The 22,588-nt window shown below is 68.6% G+C and carries 20 protein-coding genes; 10 read left to right on the top strand and 10 right to left on the bottom strand.

From position 1 onward, the window contains the following. Window positions 1-3: 3 nt before the first annotated feature. The 3 genes from guaB to ACWDSI_RS02620 all read left to right on the top strand — a co-directional run bounded on the left by guaB (window position 4) and on the right by ACWDSI_RS02620 (window position 4,590). Entirely contained in the window at window positions 4-1,515 is a 1,512-nt protein-coding gene (guaB, locus tag ACWDSI_RS02610; RefSeq protein WP_449755579.1) for an IMP dehydrogenase, read from the top strand. Between the two features lie 90 nt (window positions 1,516-1,605). Beyond that, window positions 1,606-2,748, top strand: a complete 1,143-nt coding sequence (locus ACWDSI_RS02615) for a GuaB3 family IMP dehydrogenase-related protein (protein WP_449746134.1) — start codon at window positions 1,606-1,608, stop codon at window positions 2,746-2,748. Between the two features lie 75 nt (window positions 2,749-2,823). Then, on the top strand, window positions 2,824-4,590 hold the full coding sequence (locus tag ACWDSI_RS02620) for a GMC family oxidoreductase N-terminal domain-containing protein (RefSeq protein ID WP_449755580.1): 1,767 nt from the start codon (window positions 2,824-2,826) through the stop codon (window positions 4,588-4,590). 16 nt (window positions 4,591-4,606) lie between these two features. Here the strand turns inward: ACWDSI_RS02620 and ACWDSI_RS02625 are convergent, their stop codons facing one another. Continuing rightward, window positions 4,607-5,323: a hypothetical protein gene (locus ACWDSI_RS02625; RefSeq protein ID WP_449755581.1), complete on the bottom strand. Its 717-nt coding sequence runs from the start codon at window positions 5,321-5,323 to the stop codon at window positions 4,607-4,609. Continuing rightward, window positions 5,307-5,978 (bottom strand): DUF4386 domain-containing protein, encoded by a 672-nt coding sequence (locus ACWDSI_RS02630; RefSeq protein WP_449755582.1) that lies wholly within the window; start codon window positions 5,976-5,978, stop codon window positions 5,307-5,309. The genes ACWDSI_RS02625 and ACWDSI_RS02630 overlap by 17 nt, the downstream gene beginning before the upstream one ends. Before the next feature lie 90 nt (window positions 5,979-6,068). Between ACWDSI_RS02630 and ACWDSI_RS02635 the strand changes: the two genes are divergently transcribed. Then, window positions 6,069-6,755 (top strand): TetR/AcrR family transcriptional regulator, encoded by a 687-nt coding sequence (locus ACWDSI_RS02635; protein ID WP_449755583.1) that lies wholly within the window; start codon window positions 6,069-6,071, stop codon window positions 6,753-6,755. Between the two features lie 374 nt (window positions 6,756-7,129). On the opposite strand, the gene ACWDSI_RS02640 is transcribed toward ACWDSI_RS02635, so the two are convergent. From ACWDSI_RS02640 to ACWDSI_RS02650, 3 genes are read right to left on the bottom strand one after another with little or no spacing between them, the layout of a single operon-like run. After that, on the bottom strand, window positions 7,130-7,732 hold the full coding sequence (locus ACWDSI_RS02640) for an energy-coupling factor transporter transmembrane component T family protein (RefSeq protein ID WP_449746129.1): 603 nt from the start codon (window positions 7,730-7,732) through the stop codon (window positions 7,130-7,132). Then, complete coding sequence (locus ACWDSI_RS02645; protein ID WP_449755584.1) at window positions 7,729-8,403, bottom strand: energy-coupling factor ABC transporter ATP-binding protein; 675 nt, start codon at window positions 8,401-8,403, stop codon at window positions 7,729-7,731. Before ACWDSI_RS02645 ends, ACWDSI_RS02640 begins: the two co-directional genes overlap by 4 nt. A 10-nt stretch (window positions 8,404-8,413) precedes the next feature. Then, window positions 8,414-9,049, bottom strand: a complete 636-nt coding sequence (locus tag ACWDSI_RS02650) for a biotin transporter BioY (protein WP_449755585.1) — start codon at window positions 9,047-9,049, stop codon at window positions 8,414-8,416. A 58-nt stretch (window positions 9,050-9,107) separates the two neighbouring features. Between ACWDSI_RS02650 and guaA the strand changes: the two genes are divergently transcribed. Then, entirely contained in the window at window positions 9,108-10,682 is a 1,575-nt protein-coding gene (gene guaA / locus ACWDSI_RS02655; RefSeq protein WP_449755701.1) for a glutamine-hydrolyzing GMP synthase, read from the top strand. 23 nt (window positions 10,683-10,705) lie between these two features. Here the strand turns inward: guaA and ACWDSI_RS02660 are convergent, their stop codons facing one another. Next, window positions 10,706-10,885 (bottom strand): hypothetical protein, encoded by a 180-nt coding sequence (locus ACWDSI_RS02660; protein WP_449746126.1) that lies wholly within the window; start codon window positions 10,883-10,885, stop codon window positions 10,706-10,708. Then, window positions 10,882-12,204 carry a PspC domain-containing protein gene (locus tag ACWDSI_RS02665; protein ID WP_449755586.1) on the bottom strand — a complete coding sequence of 441 codons (1,323 nt, stop codon included), beginning with the start codon at window positions 12,202-12,204 and terminating at the stop codon, window positions 10,882-10,884. Before ACWDSI_RS02665 ends, ACWDSI_RS02660 begins: the two co-directional genes overlap by 4 nt. Before the next feature lie 120 nt (window positions 12,205-12,324). Here ACWDSI_RS02665 and ACWDSI_RS02670 point away from each other — a divergent pair, with 120 nt between their 5' ends. Further along, on the top strand, window positions 12,325-13,611 hold the full coding sequence (locus ACWDSI_RS02670) for a PspC domain-containing protein (RefSeq protein ID WP_449755587.1): 1,287 nt from the start codon (window positions 12,325-12,327) through the stop codon (window positions 13,609-13,611). Continuing rightward, window positions 13,608-14,318: a response regulator gene (locus ACWDSI_RS02675; RefSeq protein WP_449755588.1), complete on the top strand. Its 711-nt coding sequence runs from the start codon at window positions 13,608-13,610 to the stop codon at window positions 14,316-14,318. The genes ACWDSI_RS02670 and ACWDSI_RS02675 overlap by 4 nt, the downstream gene beginning before the upstream one ends. A gap of 32 nt (window positions 14,319-14,350) precedes the next feature. Here the strand turns inward: ACWDSI_RS02675 and ACWDSI_RS02680 are convergent, their stop codons facing one another. Then, window positions 14,351-15,574 carry a protein kinase domain-containing protein gene (locus ACWDSI_RS02680; RefSeq protein ID WP_449746122.1) on the bottom strand — a complete coding sequence of 408 codons (1,224 nt, stop codon included), beginning with the start codon at window positions 15,572-15,574 and terminating at the stop codon, window positions 14,351-14,353. Between the two features lie 84 nt (window positions 15,575-15,658). On the opposite strand from ACWDSI_RS02680, the gene ACWDSI_RS02685 reads away from it, so the two are divergent. From ACWDSI_RS02685 to ACWDSI_RS02695, 3 genes are all read left to right on the top strand, one after another. After that, window positions 15,659-16,696, top strand: coding sequence for an Rv2578c family radical SAM protein (locus ACWDSI_RS02685; RefSeq protein WP_449746121.1), 1,038 nt, complete (start codon window positions 15,659-15,661; stop codon window positions 16,694-16,696). Between the two features lie 137 nt (window positions 16,697-16,833). Beyond that, entirely contained in the window at window positions 16,834-17,655 is an 822-nt protein-coding gene (locus tag ACWDSI_RS02690; protein ID WP_449755589.1) for a hypothetical protein, read from the top strand. Window positions 17,656-17,786: 131 nt separating this feature from the next. Next, window positions 17,787-19,340, top strand: a complete 1,554-nt coding sequence (locus tag ACWDSI_RS02695) for a DNA polymerase Y family protein (protein ID WP_449755702.1) — start codon at window positions 17,787-17,789, stop codon at window positions 19,338-19,340. A 49-nt stretch (window positions 19,341-19,389) separates the two neighbouring features. On the opposite strand, the gene ACWDSI_RS02700 is transcribed toward ACWDSI_RS02695, so the two are convergent. Both ACWDSI_RS02700 and ACWDSI_RS02705 read right to left on the bottom strand, forming a co-directional pair. After that, the gene (locus ACWDSI_RS02700; protein ID WP_449755703.1) at window positions 19,390-20,490 is read right to left on the bottom strand and encodes an alanine racemase; all 1,101 of its coding nucleotides are present in this window, start codon (window positions 20,488-20,490) and stop codon (window positions 19,390-19,392) included. Beyond that, window positions 20,487-22,427 carry an SDR family oxidoreductase gene (locus ACWDSI_RS02705; protein WP_449755590.1) on the bottom strand — a complete coding sequence of 647 codons (1,941 nt, stop codon included), beginning with the start codon at window positions 22,425-22,427 and terminating at the stop codon, window positions 20,487-20,489. The genes ACWDSI_RS02700 and ACWDSI_RS02705 overlap by 4 nt, the downstream gene beginning before the upstream one ends. Between the last annotated feature and the right edge of the window lie 161 nt (window positions 22,428-22,588).

The following is a 22,588-nucleotide window of genomic DNA, read 5'->3' on the forward strand; positions in this document are numbered from 1 at the left end:
CGGATGACGCACGTTCGCACTGGTGGAGACGATCCCGGCAAGGTCGCGATGCTCGGGCTGACCTTCGACGACGTCCTGTTGCTCCCCTCGGCCTCCGATGTGATCCCCAGCGAGGTGAGCACCGCCTCGCGGGTGACCCGCGACATCACGCTGCGAGTGCCACTCGTCAGTTCCGCGATGGACACGGTGACCGAATCACGGATGGCCATCGCGATGGCCCGGGCCGGGGGCATGGGGGTGCTGCACCGCAACCTCGCCATCGACGCCCAGGCCGCACAGGTGGAAACCGTCAAGCGGTCGGAGGCCGGGATGGTCACCGACCCGGTGACCTGTTCGCCGACGAACACCCTGGCCGAGGTCGACGCGATGTGCGCGCGCTACCGCATCTCCGGGCTGCCCGTCGTCGACGACCGTGGTGAGCTCGTCGGCATCATCACCAACCGCGACATGCGATTCGAGGTCGACCAGGACCGTCCGGTGTCGGAGGTGATGACCAAGGCCCCGCTGATCACCGCCCAGGAGGGCGTCTCCGCGGAAGCGGCACTCGGGCTGCTGCGACGCAACAAGGTGGAGAAGCTGCCCATCGTCGACGGAAACGGCAAGCTCACCGGGCTGATCACCGTCAAGGACTTCGTCAAGACCGAGCAGCATCCCAACGCCACCAAGGATTCCGACGGAAGGCTCCTCGTGGGTGCCGCCGTCGGTACCGGCGACCCGCAGTGGGAGCGCGCGATGGCGTTGTCCGATGCCGGGGCCGACGTCATCATCGTCGACACCGCACACGCCCACAACCGGCTCGTGCTCGACATGGTGGCCAAGCTCAAGGCGGAGGTCGGGGATCGCGTGCAGGTGGTCGGCGGCAACGTGGCGACGCGCGAAGCCGCCCAGGCGCTGATCGAGGCCGGAGCCGACGCGGTGAAGGTGGGCGTCGGACCGGGGTCCATCTGCACCACCCGCGTGGTCGCCGGAGTGGGCGCCCCGCAGATCACCGCGATCCTCGAGGCCGTTGCCGTCTGTCAGAAGGCCGACGTCCCGGTGATCGCCGACGGCGGACTGCAATACTCGGGCGACATCGCCAAGGCGCTCGCCGCCGGTGCCTCCACCGCCATGCTCGGATCGTTGCTGGCCGGTACCGCCGAGGCTCCCGGCGACCTGATCCTGGTGAACGGCAAGCAGTTCAAGAGCTACCGCGGCATGGGCTCGCTGGGCGCCATGCAGGGCCGTGGCCAGGCCAAGTCGTATTCCAAGGACCGTTACTTCCAGGACGATGTACTCGCCGAGGAGAAGCTGGTGCCCGAGGGCATCGAGGGTCGCGTACCCTTCCGCGGCCCGCTCGGCCAGGTGATCCACCAGCTCGTCGGCGGCCTGCGCGCGGCGATGGGCTACACCGGGTCGTCGTCCATCGCCGACCTGCAGCACGCACGGTTCGTGCAGATCACCGCGGCGGGACTCAAGGAATCCCACCCGCACGACATCACACTCACCGCGGAAGCGCCGAACTACTATTCACGCTGAGTACTCCACCGCCACCTGAGAACGCGCTTGCGAATCTGTGTGTGCGACAGGCATGTGCGACAGACATGTGCGTAACAGAAAGGCGCAACGTTGCGTGACCTGATCGACATCGGCATGGGCCGGACCGCCCGGCGGACCTTTGAACTCGACGACATCTCGATCGTGCCGTCGCGACGGACGCGCTCGTCCAAAGAGGTGTCGACGGCCTGGCAGATCGACGCCTACCGCTTCTCCTCGCCCATCCTCAGCCACCCCACCGATGCCCTGGTGTCCCCGCAGATGGCCGTGGAACTGGGCAGACTCGGGGCTCTCGGGGTGATCAACGGCGAAGGGCTGTGGGCCCGGCACCGCGACGTCGAGGCCAAGATCGCCGGTCTGGTCGAGATCGCCACCACCGATCCGGACCCGCAGGCCGCCATCCGCCACCTGCAAGACCTGCATCGGGCGCCGCTGGACACCGGCCTGCTGGCCGAGGCGGTGGCGTTCGTCCGCGATGCGGGGGTGACCACCGCGGTCCGGGTGAGCCCGCAGCACGCACCCGAACTCACCCCGGCACTGCTGGCCGCGGGCGTGGAGATCCTGGTGGTGCACGGCACGATCATCTCGGCCGAACACGTGGCGCGAGACACCGACGAACCGCTCAATCTGAAGACCTTCATCGCCGACCTCGACGTGCCCGTGATCGCCGGCGGCGTCCACGACCATCGCACCGCGCTGCACCTGATGCGCACCGGGGCGGCGGGCGTCATCGTCGGATACGGTTCCGCGGCCGGTGCCACCACCACCGGCGAGGTGCTCGGCATCGGGGTTCCGATGGCCACCGCGATCGCCGACGCGGCAGCCGCCCGCCGCGACTACCTCGACGAGACCGGCGGTCGCTACGTGCACGTGATCGCCGACGGTGACCTGCACACCGCGGGTGATCTGGCCAAGGCCATCGCCTGCGGCGCCGACGCCGCGGTACTCGGCACCCCGCTGGCCGCGTCCGCGTCGGCTCCGGGGCGCGGCTGGTATTGGCCCTCGGCGGCGGCACACCCCGACACCCCGCGTGGTGCGCTGCTGCAGGTGGCCACCGACGAGGGGCGCCCGAGCCTGGAGACGGTACTCAACGGCCCCTCCGACGAGCCCTACGGCGAACTCAATGTTGTTGGTGCGCTGCGTCGTTCGATGGCCAAGGCGGGATACTCCGATCTCAAGGAGTTCCAGAAGGTCGGGCTGTCGGTTCATCGCTGACGGCCGGCGGGTGCCGGCGCGGCGTGATCGGGAGATTCGACAATGCCATGTAACAACGTACGTTAGTATGGTTTCATGGCAGCCCACCATGTGAATTCTGATTCCGATTTCGACGTCCTGATCATCGGTTCCGGCTTCGGCGGCAGCGTCAGCGCGCTGCGTCTGGTCGAGAAGGGATACCGCGTCGGGGTGATCGAGGCCGGTCGCCGGTTCGAGGACGACGAGTTCGCGAAAACCAGTTGGCGCCTGCACAAATGGTTGTGGGCACCCAAATTCGGCCTGTACGGAATCCAGCGCATCCACGCCCTCAAGGACGTGATGATCATGGCCGGCGCGGGTGTGGGCGGCGGATCGCTGAATTACGCGAACACCCTGTACAAGCCGCCGACACCGTTCTTCACCGACCCGCAGTGGGGCCACATCACCGACTGGGAGGACGAGCTCACGCCGTACTACGAGCAGGCGCGGCGCATGTTGGGTGTGGTGACCAATCCGACCTTCACCGAATCCGATCGGCTGATGAAAGAGGTGGCCGACGAGATGGGCGTGGGTGACACCTTCACCTCGACGCCGGTGGGGGTGTTCTTCGGCGCCAAGACCGGGCTGGTCGGGGCGCCGGGGGAGACCGTACCCGATCCCTACTTCGGCGGCGCCGGACCCGAGCGCACCGCATGCACCGAATGCGGTGCCTGTATGACCGGCTGCCGCGTGGGCGCCAAGAACACCCTGATGAAGAACTATCTCGGCCTCGCCGAGCGCAACGGAGCCCGGATCATCGACCGCACCACCGTCGACCATCTCGAGCAGCGCGCCGACGGCACGTGGGAGGTCCACACCCATGGTTCGTCGTCGTGGGGTCCCTTCGGTGCGCGTCGACGCACATTCACCGCCGGGCAGGTCATCGTCGCGGCAGGCACATTCAACACCCAACGCCTCATGCATCACGCGAAAGACGGTGCGCTGCCCAAGATTTCCGACGCGATGGGTCGGCTCACCCGCACCAATTCCGAGTCGATCCTCGGTGCGATGGCCAGCAGATACGATCCGGCGCACGACTTTTCGCGGGGAGTGGCCATCACGTCCTCGTTTCATCCCGAATCCAATACCCATGTGGAGCCGGTGCGATACGGCAAGGGGTCCAACGCGATCGCCTATCTGCAGACCGCGCTCACCGACGGCGGCTCACCGCTGCACCGGTTTGGCCAGTTCCTGCGGCAGGTGATCGCCAATCCGTTCCTTCTGGTGCGACTTCTGTACGTGCGCAAGTGGAGTCAGCGCACCGTGATTGCCCTGGTGATGCAGAACAACAACAATTCGCTGACCACCTTCGTCAGGCGGCGTGGGCCGCTGCGCTACATCACGTCGAAGCAGGGTCACGGCGAACCGAATCCGACGTGGATTCCCAAGGGCAACGAGGCCACCCGGCGCATGGCCGCCAAACTCCCCGGCGGTATCGCCGGCGGCACCTGGGGCGACATCGTGAACATGCCGCTCACCGCCCACTACCTGGGCGGCTGCGCGATTTCCGACGATCCGGCCACCGGTGTCGTCGACCCCTATCACCGGGTGTGGAACTATCCGACCTTGCATATCACCGACGGGGCGGCGATCTCGGCGAACCTGGGGGTCAACCCGTCGCTGTCGATCTGCGCGCAGGCCGAACGTGCGATGTCGTTGTGGCCCAACAAGGGTGAGGACGATACCCGCCCGGCGCAGGGTCTGGCGTACATGCGCATCCAGCCGGTTTCGCCTCGGCATCCGGTAGTTCCTGCGGATGCGCCGGGTGCGCTGCGGTTGCCGATCGTGCAGGGCCGACGAACCGGCCCCGTTGAAGTGTCGTGACCGCTCACGAAGCGGCTTAGTGGCTTGCCGCTGCGGTCGGGGCGGCACACGATGCCATGCCGGGGGCACTCTGCACAGCGGGGGCTGGGTCGATCGCAGTCGTCACGTTTGCGGCGACAAGGACGCCGAGGCTCATCACCGCGAGCGCGACGAGTACCGATGACCTCCACGTGCGCCACCGCGCCCAGCACAGTGCGACGAGCGTGACCGCCGAGACTCCCGCCAGAACTGCAAGGGTCCAGTGGTAGGTGACGAACGACGAGGTCATTGTTGTCAATGGTTTCGGACCACAACGTGTTCCGGCCGGCATCTGCGCGGGCAACAGTGACATCAGCGATGCCAGCGGGGCGATCGCACCTTGAAGATTCGCCATGGCTGCGACAACGCCGACGCCGATCGCGCCGATGCTGGACAACCGTCCCACGCCGGTACGTGCCCGACGAACCGCCAGCACGCCAACCGCGACGATGCCGATCGCGAAGAGTGCTTTGACCAGATGAAGCCGACACCAGAACTCGACGAGCCGTGAAAGCTCTGGTGTCAGGGCGGCATCGTCGCGTGTCCACCAGTGAGCGAAAGCAGCCACGGTTGCGTCGACAAGTTCTGAGGAGGCGGTGACATGGCCGGCGCGGGGGCCGCCGATCAGTGGAGGAATCGTGACGAATGCGATCGCGAGCAACGCGAGCCCGATCGCAGGTCGATGGTGTGGCACGACGTCAGGCCCGATGCGCATACGCAACTCCTCGCGCGGCGGATGACGGGATGCCGCGAACGATCAGATAGACCGCAAACGATACCTCCCAGGCGAACACCGGAACGGCCGCTGCGGCGATGGCGCCAGTGTGTCCACTCAGTACTGCGAGATTCGAGATTCCGACGAGCGCGCCGCCCACCAGACCCAGCATGCATATTGTCCGAGGGGCGAGCCGGAATTGTAGGAGGCACCACGCCAGCATGATCGTGTGAAACGGCACCAGGAGACCGGGACCGATGAGAAATGTCCAGTCGTGGACGAGGCGTAATCCCTGCGCCACAGCAGGTTCCAGATTCGGGCCGACGGTGGTTCCGGGCCGGGCGGTCACCGGCATCAGGCTCACCACGCCGACGAGGATCACCGAGGCCTCAAGAGTGCGCAGACCCAGGTAGGCGACGGCAACCGCGGGCGACCACGTGACGATCATCGGGAAGAGGGCAGCCGCGGTGCCGACGACGGCCACCGCGAGCAGCAGTTCACAGAGGCCGCCGAGCAATGTCGACTGTCTACCGGCGAGCGCTGAACCCTCGTCGTATGGCGGGGCTCCGTATAGCAACAACGCCCCGACCGACGTGGCGTGGGTGATCAGGTACAAGGCACCTGCCCAGCGTGACAGCGTTCGCGAGCTGGACATCGATCCTCCTCGAGCAAAGGTGTACGCCGTACACCGGGTGATCTTGAGCGTAGGTGTACGATGTACACCACGTCAAGGGTGAGGTGGACGATGACCGATCCGGGTAGCCCGCGCACCCGTCGAATGCCGTTGGACCGGACGCTGGTGATTTCCGCCGGCGTCGAGATCGCCGATGACGGTGGAATCGGTGCCGTCAGCATGCGATCGGTTGCCGACCACCTCGATGTGGTTCCGATGGCCCTGTACAAGCACATCGCGAACAAGGAAGACCTTCTCGACGGGATGGTCGACGCGGTGATCGCCGAATTTGGTGACCATGCCCACCCCGTGGACTCATCGGCCGACTGGCGACTCACATTCCGCCAGATCGTTCTCCGTGCTCGACGGGTGGTCCAGTCGCACCGGTGGGTGATGGCGGTGATCGAAACGCGCACCCGACGCACGCCCGCGGTGCTCGGGCACATGGAATTGCTGACGCAGGTACTCCTCGATGGCGGATTGTCGGCCGATCTCATCCACCACGTCATGCACGTATTCGGCAGCCGCATATGGGGATTCAGTCCTGAGCTCTTTGACGAGTCGGCTCAGGACAGCGAGCGGAAGACTACGTCGGCGCCGCCGAATCCGAGCGACTATCCAGGGATCATGCAGGTTGTCGCCGACGCGAACCGGCGTCGCCCGGGCGCGGGTTGTGACGAAGAGTTCGAGTTCACGTTTGCTCTCGACCTCATTCTCGACGGAGTGGCACGACTGGCCGCTCAGCGCTCTGCTGGTTGAGCGTCCGTCGCTGGTTGAGCTTGTCGAAACCACCCCGCGGGCACGCCAACCGCCCGCTGGTTGAGCGCTCTGCTGGGTGAGCGCTCTGCTGGTTGAGCTTGTCGAAACCACCCCCGCGGGCACGCCAACCGCCCGCTGGTTGAGCGTTCTGCTGGTTGAGCGCTCCGCTGGTTGAGCTTGTCGAAACCACCCCCGTGGGCACGCCGCCCGCCCGCTGGTTGAGCTTGTCGAAACCGCCCTGCGGGCACGCTCGACACGGATCTGGGCACGCTCGACACGGATCTGGGCACGCTCGACTGGGAAGTGGGTGATCTCGACAGGCTCGATCAGCGAGTGGGACGGGTTCGATCAGCGAGTGGGACAGGCTCGACGGCTCAGTCCAGTCCGCGTGCGGTGAGGCTCTCGGCGAACCCGTCGGCGGTGCGCAGGGCCGCGATCACGATGGGCGCCACCAGGATCCGCGGTCCCGCGCGCAGGCCCCGGGCGCGACGCGCCTCGTCCACCTGTCCGGCGATCTCCACGATCAGCGGGATCGAGCGCACCGCGAGCGCCAGGGCGATGGCGATCAGATCGGTGCGCACCCCGAGCCGGCGTAGTGGTGACAGGCCGCGGGTCAGCGCGTCGAGCATGTCGGTGGTGCGGGTGGTCAGGCTCACCACGGCCGCCAGCAGCACCGACAACGCGAGGATGCCGCACACCAGCACCGCGCGCCGCCAGTCGGTGAAGATCACCTGGAACACGAAGATGAACACCAGGATCCACAACGTCGGGCGGAACTGTCGCCACGCGTCGACGGGGCCGATCCCGGCGAGCACGTAGATCGCCGCGGTCGCCGCAGCGGCGACACCGAGGCCCAGCGGCGACCGCACCCACACCGAGATCGCCAGGATGCCCGCGGCCAGGCCGACCAGCTTGAGCCCCGGCGACAGACGATGCAACACCGAGTGCCCGGGCCGATATGTGCCGAGCGGGGTCACGACATCATGTCCCGGTATGCGGCCAACGCCACCGCGGGTACGTCGTCGACCACGATGCGTCCGTCGTCGATCACCAGGATGCGGTCGAAATCGGCGACGAGATCGAGATCGTGGGTCACCACCACGAGCTGGACGTCGAGGTCGGCGAACACGCGACGCATCATGCGGCTGTTGCGCAGATCGAGCAGCGTGGTCGGCTCGTCGGCGACGACGATGCCCGGTTCGGTGACCAGCACCGCGGCCAGTGCGAGCAACTGCTTCTGCCCACCCGACAATCGTCCGGCGGGGTGGTCGGCGAACTCGGCGAGTCCGAACCGCTCGAGCACCTCGAGCGCCCGCGCGCGTCGCTCCGCCTTGTCGAGATCGGTTCGGCGCAGCGACAGTTCGATGTCCTCACGCACCGTCGGCATGATGATCTGCCGGTCGGGATCGGTGAACACGAATCCCACATTGCGGCGGACCCGGCGCGCGTGGCGCCCGGCGTCGACCCCGTCGACGACCACCGTGCCCGAGTCGGGGATCACGAGCGCATTGATCATCCGGGCCAGCGTCGACTTGCCGCTGCCGTTGGCGCCGACGACGGCCACCCGGCGTTCGGACAGGCGCACCGTGACCTCACGCAGCACCGGACGACCGTCGAATGCGTGTGAGACACCCCGGAATTCGATCACGGCGAAACGGTCACCGGCGGACGCGCACAGGGCTGATCAGACCCGGCCGGGCACGGTGGACCTGCGCGGCCACCAGGGCGGCCACCACCGCCTTGAGTACGTCACCGATGACGAACGTGCCGTTGGTGGTGATCGCCGCCCACAGGGTGAGATCGGTGCGGATCAGCAGACCCACGACGCCACACGCGTAGAGCACCACCATGCCGCCGAGCAGGTTGATCACCACACCCCAGCCGACGCGGTATCGCGGCATCATCATCGCGGTCAGCACGCCGATCACGATCACCGCCGGCAGGAATCCGACGAAGTAGCCGGCGGTGGGCGACGCGAGCGCGGTGAGTCCGTTGCGGCCACCGGAGAGTATCGGCAGCCCCGCGATGGCCAGCACCATGAAGATGACGACGGCCAGGGTGCCCTTCTTGGGGCCGAGGATGGCACCGGCGAGCATCACGCCGAGTGTCTGGAAGGTGATCGGTACACCACTGGTGCCGATGGTGATGGTGCCGGGCAAACCCAGCGCGGCGATCAACGCGGCGAACACCGCGGCCTGCGCGATGTCGGCGACCGACAGCGACCGCCGACGCGCGGACCCGGGCGGCGGGGATGACGGCGGTGGGGATGACGGCGGCGGGGATGGAGTAGTCATGTCTCCTGGAGACACTAGACTCCGTGAGGTGAGCGACGCTTCCACCTCCCCGACCGGCATGGACCTTCCCGACGGCCCGCGACCTGTACTCGTCGTCGATTTCGGTGCGCAGTACGCGCAACTCATCGCCCGCCGGGTGCGTGAGGCGCGCATCTTCTCGGAGGTGATCGGTCACGACGCCTCCGTCGACGAGATCAAGGCGCGCGATCCGCTGGCGCTGATCCTCTCCGGTGGTCCGGCGTCGGTGTATGCCGAGGACGCTCCGTCGATCGACCCGGCGATCCTCGACCTCGACATCCCGGTGTTCGGCATCTGCTACGGCTTCCAGGCGATGGCCGCCGGACTCGGCGGTGAGGTCGCCAACACCGGTGGCCGCGAATTCGGGCGCACCTCGTTCACCGCCAGCGGCGAGGGCGTCCTCCACCAAGGCCTCGGCGACACCCAGCCGGTGTGGATGAGCCACAACGACGCCGTGCAGCAGGCCCCCGAGGGGTTCACCGTGACCGGCTCGACCGCCGGCGCCCCCGTCGCCGCGTTCGAGAATGTCGAGCGGCGGATGGCCGGCGTGCAGTATCACCCGGAGGTGATGCACACACCGCACGGTCAGCAGGTGCTCACCCGTTTCCTCTACGAGGTCGCCGGGCTCGAGGCGGCCTGGACGCCGGCCAACATCGCCGACACCCTCATCGACGCCGTATCCGATCAGATCGGTGACGGCCTGGCCATCTGCGGATTGTCGGGGGGAGTGGATTCCGCGGTGGCCGCCGCATTGGTCCAGCGCGCCATCGGAGACCGCCTGACCTGTGTTTTCGTCGATCACGGACTGTTGCGGGCCGGGGAGCGCGAACAGGTGGAACACGACTTCGTGGCGGCCACCGGCGCCCGGCTGGTCACCGTCGATGCCGCTGGCACGTTTCTGCGCGAGTTGTCGGGGGTCGCCGACCCGGAGGAGAAGCGCAAGATCATCGGCCGGGAATTCATCCGGTCGTTCGAGGGTGCGGTCAGCGAGGTACTGGGCGACCGGTCCGCCGAGGGACACACGGTCGACTTTCTCGTGCAGGGCACGCTGTACCCCGACGTGGTGGAATCCGGCGGCGGCAGCGGCACCGCGAACATCAAGAGCCACCACAACGTCGGCGGATTGCCCGACGACCTCGAGTTCACCCTGGTCGAGCCCCTACGGCTGCTGTTCAAGGACGAGGTGCGCGCGGTGGGCCGCGAACTGGGCCTGCCCGAGGACATCGTCGGGCGTCAGCCGTTCCCCGGCCCCGGACTCGCAATCCGGATCGTCGGTGAGGTGACCGCCGACCGACTCGCGATGCTGCGTACCGCCGACCTCATCGCCCGTGAGGAACTCACCGCGGCGGGTCTCGACGGACAGATCTGGCAGTGCCCGGTGGTGCTGCTCGCCGACGTGCGGAGCGTCGGCGTGCAGGGCGACGGGCGCACCTACGGACATCCCATCGTGTTGCGCCCGGTGTCGAGCGAGGACGCGATGACCGCCGACTGGACCCGGGTGCCCTACGAGGTGCTCGAGACGATTTCGACCCGGATCACCAATGAGGTGCCCGACGTGAATCGTGTGGTGCTCGACGTGACGAGCAAGCCGCCGGGCACCATCGAGTGGGAGTAGGTCCCGAGCGCGAGGAGTCCGGCTCAGTTCCGGCGGGTGCCGGTGAGGATCAGCACCAGCCCGATCACCAGACCCGCGGCCACGGCGATCCAGCCCACGGTCCCCGCGCTCGGTAGCGCGGGCCCGCCCGCGAGTCCCCATCCGGCCACGCAGAGCCCGGCCACACCCAGGATCACCAGGCCCGGCGCACGATGGTCGCTCATCGGGTGACCTCCACCTCTCCGGCGCCGCTGTGGGCGTTGATCGTCAGGACCGGCGCGTCGGGCCCGTTGGTGCCCACCGACATTCCCTCCGGGCAATGGTATTCGCCCACGCCGGTGTCACAATTGGCTGTCACGTTCATGTCCTTGGGCACGCGGACGGTGATCTCGCCGACGCCGGTGCGCAGCTCGACCGACCGGTCGGCGGTGAGGTCGACGTCGCGCAGGTCGAGTTCGATCTGCCCCATTCCCACCGTGTACTCGGCGCGGATGTCGTTCTCGTGCAGTGGTTTCCACGATCGATCGCCGACCCCTCCGGCGGGCAGCGGATTCCACCCGGTGTTGTTTCCGGCGTTGACGGCGACGGTGGCCACGATCACCGCGACACCGAGCGCGATACAGATGGGCACCAGTGCGACCTGTCGGCGGCCATGTGGCCGTCGACGCAACCCCACCACCACCAGTCCGGCGGCGACCACGCTGAGTGCGAGTGCGAGAACCCTTGCGGTGGTGAACCATTCGACGCCCGCCTGATGGGCGGCGGTACCCACGGCAGCCACCACCAATGCAGTCCCGATCACGATCAGGCTTGCTCGCCCCACCCCGCGCCGGGGCGCGATGACGGGCGGTTGCGGTTCGGTCGGTTCGGGCAGATCCCAGGCGAACCGCGCCGCACCGAGCGGATCCCACGACGGCGGTGGCCGGTCGATGCCGTCGTCGGCGGCGGCGGGAATCCCGGCGTTCGACGTGGCGCTGCCGGCACCGCCGGGTTCCCCCGTGGCCGCGGCACCGGCATGCACCGCGCGCGGCGTCCATCGCTCGAAACGCTCCACCGGCAGGGGTGAGTCGGTCCCGGCCAGGGTGTCGGCACTGGTACCGGGCCGCGGATCGGGGGTGCGCTGATAGAGCAGCCACCAACCGAGGAGCATCAGGATCGCGCCGACGAGGCCGCTGCCGCCCCACGTGCTGTTGGGTCCCGCCGAGACGGCCACGATCACCAGGGGGATGAGCAAGAGCAGCGCCGGTTTACGGGGATGGCCGGTCCGAACGCCGCGGCGATCCGATCCGGTGTCGGTCCGGCCGTCGGAGCCGACGGCCGACCGGCTCGACGGCATGGCCACCCACGCCGCGATGTACAGGATGAGTCCGCTGCCACCGAGCAGGGTGGCCACCACGAACGCCACCTTCACCAGGGTGGGGTCGACCCGGTAGCGGTCACCGAATCCGGCGCAGACACCGGCGATCGTCCGCGGTGCGGCCGGCCGGACCGGTCGCGTCGCCCATATCGTCTCCAGTTGGGTGCGGAACTCTTTTCCGTTCATACGCCCATCGTGTGGCATCGGGACCCCTCGTCACATCGGGGCGGCACCCTGACGTTGTCCCCGAATTCTCCGGTGGCACCCTGATGCGTCCGACGGGTGGTTTCGGGCACTATCGGTGGTGTGACCACGCAGTTACCCCATGATGCCCCGGCCGTGCCACGGCTGGTGCGTCGCGATGCCGGCCGGGTGATCGGCGGTGTGGCCGGCGGTGTGGCCGACCACCTGGGTGTCGACGCCTTCCGCGTCCGCGTGGTGTTCGTGGTGCTGGCGGCACTCGCCGGTGCGGGCGTGCTGGCCTATGGTCTGCTGTGGTTCTTCTGCCCGCAGGGTGACGACACCACACCACCGGCGCCGGGCGAACGCCGGCAGGCCCTCGGACTGGCCATCATCGCGTTGGTCGCGATGACGGTCGTCGGGTTCGCCGCCTCGGGTACGCCGGCCGCCTACCTCGTTCCGTTCGTCTTCGTCGTGGTGGGCGCGAGCCTGGTGTGGCGCGAGTTCGACACCTCGCGGGTGACCCCGCGCAGCACCGCCCTCACCTGGACCCGGCTGGGCGGCGGTGCGGTGCTCGTCATCGGCGGCCTGGTGGTGATCGTGGTGGCAGGCAACCGCAATTTCGGTGGCCTGAGCACCACTTTGCTCGCGGTGGTGGCCACCCTGGTCGGCGTGGTGCTGCTCACCGTGCCACTGTGGATGCGCCTGTGGCGAGCGCTGAACGAGGAGCGTGCGGCACGCATCCGCAACGCCGAACGCGAGGAGATCGCCTCCCACCTGCACGACTCGGTGTTGCAGACCCTCGCCCTCATCCAGAAGCAGGCGGGAAAGCCCGAGGAGGTCACGCGGCTGGCCCGTAGCCAGGAACGCGAGCTGCGCACCTGGCTGTTCGGCGACTCCGCGCAACGCGGTGCGTCGTTGAGTGCGGCCATGCGCGGACTCGGGGCCGAGGTCGAGGACGACTACGGCATCGAGGTGGAGGTGGTCACGGTGGGCGACCTGCGACCGGACGGTGACGGTGCGGGGGCACCGCGAGCGGCCGCCGTACGCCGACGCTGGACCGCACTGATCGGCGCCACCCGCGAGGCCCTGGTCAACGCGGCCAAACATTCCGGCGAGCGCACGGTCGACGTGTACTGCGAGGTCGGTGACGACGAGGTGGAGGTGTTCGTGCGTGATCGGGGCGCCGGGTTCGACCCGGACGCGGTCGACGAGGACCGGCAGGGGTTGGCCCGGTCGATCCGCGGCCGCATGGAGCGCGCCGGGGGCGCCGTTCGCATCGACACCGCACCCGGCCGTGGCACCAACGTGCGGTTGACGATGCCGCGCGAGGAAGGTGCCGACCGGGGCGAGCACAGCGGCGATCGCGCCGCCGATCCGGTGCCGGCGACCGACGAGGGATTGGCCCGATGAACGGCGAGACGAAAGGGCACGGCGAGAGGAAAGAGCAGGGCGAGACGAACGCGCAGTGCCGCGTCTTCCTCGTCGACGATCACGCGGTGTTCCGGTCCGGGGTGCGCGCCGAACTCGCCGACGAGGCGGGCCTGTTCGTGGTCGGTGAGGCCGGTACAGTGCCGGAGGCGGTCGCGGGCATCACTCACACCCGGCCCGACGTGGTGCTGCTCGACGTGCACATGCCCGCCGGCGGCGGGGTCGCGGTACTGCGCAGTGTCACCGACGCGATGGGCGAGGCGGCCCCGGTGTTTCTCGCCCTGAGCGTCTCCGACGCCGCCGAGGACGTCATCGCCACCATTCGCGCCGGGGCGCGCGGTTACGTCACCAAGACGATCAATGGCCGCGATCTCGCCGACGCGGTGCGCCGGGTGGCCGACGGCGATGCGGTGTTCAGTCCGCGGCTGGCCGGATTCGTGCTGGACTCCTTCACCGGCCGTTCCGCGGTACCCGAACCCGCACTCGATCCGGAACTCGATTCGCTCACCCGACGTGAACTCGAGGTCCTGCGTCTGCTGGCCCGTGGCTACACCTATCGGGAGATCGCCGAGGAACTGTTCATCTCCATCAAGACCGTCGAGACGCACGCCTCCAATGTGCTGCGCAAGACCCAGCAGTCCAACCGCAATGCGCTGACCCGCTGGGCGGCCACCCGCCACATCGGCTGAGTTACATCGGCTGAGTTACATCGGCGCACCGATCAGCGGATGAGCGCGATGGCCAGGACCAGTACTCCGGCGAGCACCACGAAGAACGCGAAGACGGTGACGGCCAGCGCGGTGGGCGACGTACCCGACGACCGCTGCGGCGGCGGAATGCTGGGTGGTAGATAGCCATTCGACACATATGGTGGTGGCGCGGAGACAGACGCGCTGGGCATGGCCGGGGTGGACATGAGCGTGTGCTCGTGGGCGCCGGCGGCGTTCATCGGCTGCCAGCCGCTGCCCACCGGCGGGTGCCCGGTGGGCGGCTGGCTCCGCGGGCCGCGGGCAACCGGTGCGACGCGTGCCACGGTGGCCGGTGTCGGGAGCAGGCTGGTGAGCACCTGGTCGGCCGAGCCGCGTCCGCCCGCGGCCACCCGGATCAGTTCGTCGCGGGCGTCGGTCATGGTGATCCGCTTGGTGGGACTCGGTTCCAGCATGCGTAGGAGCACCGGTTCGAGTGCGCCGGCCTTCGTCATCGGATTGATCTGAGCGCGAGCCACCCTGTGCAGCATGACAAGTGAGTTGTCGTCGACCCCGAAGGGCGGTTCACCCTCGACCATGGTGTAGATGGTGGCGCCCAGCGAATAGACGTCGGACGCCTCCGACGGCTCGGCGCCGCGGGCCACCTCCGGCGCGAAATAGGCGGGTGTACCGGTGATCACGCCCGTCTGGGTGAGGGTGACGTCGTCCTTGGCCCGGGAGATCCCGAAGTCGGTGAGCTTGACCAGCCCTGCGGTACGGCCACTTTCGGTGATGAGGATGTTGCCGGGTTTGATGTCGCGGTGCACGATGCCCGCGGCGTGTGCCTCGATCATCGCGTCGGCCACCTGCGCACCGATCTTTGCCGCCTCGGTGACCCCGAGAGTGCCGGTGGCATGCAGGATCTGGGCGATGCTGCGCGACGGGAGGTATTCCATCACCAGCCAGGGCTCACCCCGGTCGAGTGCCACGTCGTGCATGGCGATGGCGTTGCGGTGGCTCAGTTTGGCGGCGATGCGGCCCTCACGCATCGCGCGCTGCCGGATGTTCTCCGCCGAATCCTCGGAGAGGCCCTCGGTGGAGAGCACCTGCTTCACGGCGACGTCACGGTCGAGTAGCTGATCGCGTGCGAGCCACACGGTGCCCATGCCACCACCACCGATGCGGGACCGCAGCCGGTACCGGCCGGCGACCAGGTACTGCGGGCCCGGTACGCGGTAATTGTCGGCACCGAGGGACATAGGGGAGATGATAGCGGGGGGCGGCGCCGGCACGCGTCGCGCACGCGGTTGACACCACATCGCACGTGTGTTCGACTCGTGGGCATGAGGTGGTCCGAACAGATGGTCGAGGCCGACGACGGCGCACTGCCCGGTTTCGGCCGCGCCGGGCTGGTGCGGTCGGTGCAGACCCCGGATTTCGAGGGCATCACCTTTCACGAGGTGCTGGCCCGCAGTGCACTCAACGAGGTCCCGGAGGCGTCGGGGCTGCCGTTCCGGTTCACCGTCAACACCTTCCGGGGATGCACCCACGCCTGCCGTTACTGTTTTGCCCGGCCCACCCACGAGTACCTCGATCTCGATGCCGGGCGCGACTTCGACACCCAGGTGGTGGTGAAGCTCAATGTGGCCGCGGTGCTGCGCAAGGAGTTGCGACGGCGATCGTGGCGGCGCGACACCGTGGCACTGGGCACCAACACCGATCCGTATCAGCGCGCCGAGGGGCGGTACCGGCTGATGCCCGGGGTGATCTCGGCCCTGGCGTCCTCCGGTACACCGTTGTCGATCCTCACCAAGGGCACGATGCTGCGCCGGGACCTGCCGCTGCTGCGGCAGGCAGCGGGTCAGGTGCCGGTGAGCATCGGGGTGTCCTTGGCGCTCTACGACGACGAACTGCAGAAGCAGATCGAACCCGGCACCCCGTCGCCCCGGGCGCGACTGGAGCTGATTCGGGCGATCGCCGATGCGGGGTTCGCGCCGCATGTGATGGTGGCTCCGGTGATCCCGTATCTGAGCGATTCCAGTGCCCACCTCGATGCGCTGCTGGCCGCGCTGGCCGAGGCGGGCGCATCCGGGGTCACCGCATTCCCGATGCATCTGCGCGGTGCCACCAAACCCTGGTTCATGAGCTGGCTGGCCGAGCATCATCCGGCGTTGGTGCGTCGCTACCGTGGGCTCTACGGCCGCGGCGCCTACGTGACTCCCGAGTACTCGTCGTGGTTGCGGGAACGTATGCGGCCGTTGGTGATACAGCACGGTCTGGCCGGCCGGGAGTCGTCGGGCGGTGAGACCTTCCGGTCGGTGACACCCCCGGCCGAGGTGGTCGCGACGCCCGCGCAGCAGCAGGTGCTGACCCTGTTCTGACGCGTTGTCACAGGGTCGACCTGCGCTGTTGCGGAGTGTCGGAGGCCCGTCGTAGGATCGGCACACATCGAAAAAACGTTCGATCGGCGCGCACCTTCCCGGCTCGCCACGCGAATCAGCGCTGGCCAGGAGGGGTTATGAAGGTATTGCCGACAGCATTGCCGATGCAGGAGGCTCGCCCGGCGGAGGGGCGGACCGACACCCTGGCGCGGCTGCGCCGTCAGATGGCGGTGCTCTCGGGCATGCCCGACCGTGCGGCCGTCGACCCCGACGACCGACTCGGTGCCGCGTTGCCGTTACCGGATTCGTTGTCGGATCTGTTGCCGCACAATGGTATTGCGCGCGGAAGTGTGGTGAGTTGTGTCGGCGCGCGGTCGTTGCTGGTGGCCGTGATCGCCGCGGCCACCGCATCCGGGGCGAACGTCGGCATCGTGGGCCTGCCCCGGCTGAGTCTGCTGTCCGCGGCCGAGATGGGCGCCGACCTCGCCCGCATCGCCACCGTCCCGCAACCCGGAGCCGATCCGGTGGAGGTGGCCTCGGTACTGCTCGACGGGATGGACCTCGTGGTACTCGACCTGAACGGTGTCGACATCGCACCCTCGCGGTGCCGGGTGGTGATGGGCCGGGTACGGCAGTTGTCGTCGACGCTGCTGGTGGTCGACGGGCACTGGCCCGGCACCCAGGTGTGTCTGGCGGCTGAGGTGCTCACCTACCGTCATGTTCCCGATCCGGCCGGTCTGGCCGACCTCGCCGCCGCCCGGCGCGGCCACGGACGGATCGGCGGGATGCGGTTGCGGGTCACCGCGAGTGGTCGCGACCGGCGACGGCGCAGCGCCGACATCGACATCCACACACTGGGCTCCGGTGACACCGCGCTGGTCGGCAGCACCCGCTCGGACATCGCGTTCGGCGCGGTCGGGCACGCAGTGGACGAATCGGCCGGGGCGGTAGCGAACTGATGGGCGGCGAACTGATGGGTGGCGAACTGATGGGCGGCGAATTGTTGGGCGGCGAATTGTTGGGCGGCGAGGCCACGGGGACCGGTGGACGACGGCGGCTGCTCGCCCTGTGGTGCCCGGACTGGCCTGCGATGGCGGCGGCTGCCGACGCCGACCTCCCGCCGACCCACCCCGTGGCGGTGTTGTCGGCCAACCGGGTGATCGCCTGCTCGGCGACCGCGCGGACCGCCGGAGTGCGTCGCGGGATGCGCAAACGGCAGGCCCAGTCGGCATGTCCGCAGATGCGGGTGTTCACCGCCGACCCCGACCGGGACGGACGGTTCTTCGAACCGGTGGTGGCCGCGGTGGCCGACGTCGTCGCAATGGTCGAGGTGCTGCGGCCGGGACTGCTGGTGGTGCCCGCATCGGCCGCCGCACGACATCACGGCGGGGAGGCGGAGCTGGCCGAGCACCTCGTCGACCGGGTGTCGGCGTGTGGGGTGGAATCGCAGGTCGGCGTCGCCGACGAGATGTTCACCGCGGTCACCGCGGCCCGGCACGGCCACCACGTCGAACCCGGTGGCGATCGGGCCTACCTGGCCCGCCGCCCGGTGGCCGATCTGGCCGCCGAACCCAGCCTCTCCGGCCCGGACCGGGACGAACTGGTGGATCTGCTGCGGCGCCTGGGCATCGTGACGATCGGGGATTTCGCCGATCTGCCCCTCCGCGACGTGGCCACCCGATTCACCGCCGATGCGGTGACCGCCCACCGGCTGGCCACCGCCCTGCCCGGACGTCCGCCGTCGGCGGCCGCACCCGCACCCGACCTGGTCATCGAGCACGTCTGCGAGCCCCCGATCGACCGGATCGACACCGCCGCGTTTGCCGGCAGACGCCTCGCCGACATGCTGCATCGTCGTCTCGCCGACGTGCCCGCGGCCTGCACCAAACTCAAGGTGGAGGCCATCACCGAACGCGGACAACGACATTCGCGGGTCTGGCGGTGCGCCCAGCCGCTGACCCCGGACGCCACCGCCGACCGCATCCGCTGGCAACTCGAAGGCTGGCTCACCGCCGGTGGGCGGGGCCGAGGGGAACAGGGCACCCGGCCCGACTCGCCGATCGCGATACTCCGGCTCGAACCGGTGGAAACCGTCGACGCGGGCGCCCTGCACTATGCACTGACCGGATACGGGCTACCCGGTGAGACGGAGGTCGGGGAGCGGGCAAGACGATCGCTGGAACGGGTACAGGGTTTGCTCGGCGGCGACGCGGTACGGGTTCCGGTGCGTGCGGGTGGTCGGGGACCGGCCGAACAGATCACCCTGATCCCGTTGGGAGACGAGAAGATTCCGGAGAGAGATGCCACCGCGCCGTGGCCCGGCCGGGTGCCCCGGCCCACCCCGGCGATCATCTCCGACACCCCGGTGCGGGTGACGGATCCGACCGGTCGGGAGGTCACCGTGACCGGTCGAGGGGCCTTCTCCGACGAACCGGCCGCGGTGCAGATGGCCGCACGCCGGCCCGGTGGCGACGATGCCGCCCGATCGGACAGCTGGGCGTTGCGCTGGTGGGCCGGACCCTGGCCGGACGGCATCGACGACGCCGGGATCACCGCCCGGGCGCAGGTGCTCCTCGACGACTCCCGGGCCCTGCTGTTGCACTACCGCGCCGGCGGATGGGTGGTCGAGGGTGTCTACGAATGAGTGCTGTTCACGTATTGCGACTCACGTATTGCGACTCACGTATTGCGACTCACGTATTGCGACCCCGGGCGGTCACCGGCCACATCGTGGTCTCGCCGTCGGAGGTGCTTGCGACGAGGGTGTCCACCAGGTTCACCGCGGTACACACGTGATTGGGGATCACCCGCGTCACCGCGCCCGGATCGGGCAGTTCATCGGCGGAGACGCCCGCGGGATACTCCACGACGGCATGATGTTCGGAGAGCGCGACGATACGTGCATCGGGTTCGTCGAGGATGCGGCCGTGCCCGCTCGCCCACACCGGCCGGTCGGCACCCAGGATCTTGCTGCCCGCATCCACCACCACCCGGTTACCGCTGCGGTGCACCACCGTGGCCACCGCGGTCAGCGCGACATCGTCGACGCCGCACGAACCGAGCTCCACCTGCTGCGCGTCGTAGAACGGGTAGACGCCCGGACGGATCTCGGTGAGCACGCCGGAGCCGGCGAACTCGATGGTCGGAGTGGACCCGCCGCTGCGCACCCGCGGTTCGATGCCGATGGTGCGCAACGATTCCGATGCCTCGGCCAGCGCACTCACCTCCTGGTCGGCGGCGGTGCGTCGCGCGTCGCCCGGTCCGTATCCGTGTCCGGGAAACGTGAAGACGCCCACCACCTCGAGTCCCGCGTCGCGTGCCGCGGCCGCCACCTCGCCCGCGGCAGCCGGCGCCACGCCGGTGCGGTGCTGGCCGGAATCGACCTCCACCGCCACCTGCACCCCGCGATGGGCGCCCGTCCACCCGGCGCCGAGTTCGGCACCGAGACGATTCGCCGCGACCACCGAGTCCACGCCGAGCCGCAACGACACCCGCTGCGCCAGCGCGCGCAGTCGCGCCCCCTTGTGCGCGGTCACCCACAGGGGGTAGGCGATGAACAGGTCGTCGGCTCCGCTGCGGGCGCTCCCGGCTGCGAATGCCTCTGCCTCGCCGATTGTCGCCACCGTGAGACCGACTGCCCCGCAATTCATCTGGCGGCGGGCGATCTCGTCGCACTTGTGTGTCTTGGCGTGCGGGCGCAGGTCGATGCCGGCCTGCGCCGCCAGGGCGGCGACCCTGGACAGGTTGCGGTCGAGCCGGGCGACGTCGACGGCGAGATACGGTGTGTCGATCAGCTGAGCGTATCCGACGGATCGGCCACGGTGCCGAGCGCGGCCGCGGACTCGCGCATCAGCAGGTACTCCTGGTGCAGAATCCACGCCGTCAGACGCGGGGCCACCCGCCGGCCGAACTCCGCGAGGTGGCCGATCGGCGGACTGATCCGGGCGGGGTGCGCAACGATGGCCCGCAGTACCGTGGCAGCGGCCTTGTCGACGTTCCACACGCCCAGCGAATCGCGGTACGCCTCGGTGGGCGCGATCATCCGGGTACGCACCAGCGGGAGCCGGACGTTGGTGAATGTCACGTGATCGGAGAGGGTTTCGGCTCCGGTCGATTCGCTGAACGCCTCCAGCGCCGCCTTGGATGCCGCGTACGCGCCGAATCGGGCGCCGTGGGTCTGCACCGCGATCGACGACACGTTGACCACATGACCCGACTGCCGTTCCACCATGTGGGGGAGCAGGGCGAGCACCAGGTTGACCGCGGCGAAGTAGTTGACGGCCATCACACGCTGATAGTCGTGGGAGCGGTCGGTGGCGTTGCGGGTGGCGCGGCGGATCGATCGGCCCGCATTGTTGACCAGGATGTCAACGTGGCCGTGCTCGCCCAGGATGTTCTTGACCAGGGTGCGCACCGACTCCTCGTCGGTGACGTCACACGGGTAGCCGAAGGCACGTCCCGGGGGCACACCGGGTTTGGACTGCGAGGCGTTGAGTTCGGCGACCGCGACAGCGAGATCGTCGGCGTTGCGGGCCACCACGTAGACATCGGCACCGCGCGCCACACACATCCGCGCCGTCGCCTTGCCGATGCCGCTGGATCCGCCGGTGATCAGGATGTGTTTGCCGACGAGTGGGCCGCGCGGATCGGAGCGACGGTGCCGGGCCGGGTCGAGGTGTTCGGCCCAGTACCGCCAGAGCCGGGGGCCGTAGTCGTCGAGGTCGGGAAGGGTGACGCCGAGTCCGCCGAGCCGCGTGAGCGTCTCATCGGCACGGAAATCCGCGGACATCCGGGTGGCGTCGAGCACCGCGGGCGGGATGCCCTCCCCGATGGCGATCAGGTCGCGGATCGGTTTGACCGGTCCGGCGCCGGACAGCGTGATCATCGGCGCCACCAGCCGACGGTCGAGGGCGGCGATGCCACGCGGGCCGCCGAAACCCGGTGCGAGGGCGTTGTACATGCCGACGACTCCGCGGTCCTTCGGGTCGGCGAGGTGAAAGACCAGTCCGCTGCGATCGGGGTCGGTGTCGGCCAGCGCCACGATCGCGTCGACCACGAAGTCGACGGGCACCAGATTGAGGCGGCCGAGGTCGGGCATTGGCACGATCAGCGCCGACGGCAGCATCCCCAACAGTCGCAGCCGGTGGAAGAAGTAGTAGGGGCCGTCGACCTTGTCCATCTCACCGGTGCGCGAATCACCGACCACCACCGACGGCCGGTAGACACGCCAGCGCAGGCCGTCGCGCTCGCGGACGAGCTTCTCGGCCTCGAACTTGGTGCGGTGATAGGGCGTCGGAAATCCTTGTCCCAGATCGAAATCGGCCTCGGTGAAGGCACCGGAATGATCTCCGGCGACGGCGATCGAGGAGACGTGATGAAGCATGGCGCCGCGGTCGGCGGCGAGGTCGGCGACGTGCGCGGTGCCGTCGACGTTGGCCCGCTGCTGCGCCTGCGCGTCGGCGGTCATGTCGTAGATCGCGCCCAGGTGGATCACGTGGTCGATGGTGGTCGGGGTGTCCGCGGGGTCCATGCCGAGGCCCGGTGCGGTGAGATCGCCGACCACCGGATGCAGTCGATCGGCGGATACGTCGGCGAACATCTCACTGAAACGGGTGAGCGAACCGGCGCGTACCAGTGCGTACACCGTGGCGTCGGGCCGGTTCTCGAGCAGCCGCCGGATCACCCGCCGGCCGATGAAACCGGTGCCGCCGGTGAGGAAGTACGTGCTCACTGTGTTGTCCCCGATCGCCGCACTGCTTCTTACTTGTCGGTAAGAACGCATCTCACCCTGACACTTACACCGACAGATGGCAAGGTTCCCGAGGGTCGGGGAACCGGTGGATCTGTTCACAACGAGGCGACGCGATCGACTTCATCGAACAGGTGTTCTAT

It is taken from the genome of Gordonia sp. NPDC003429 (assembly GCF_053588575.1).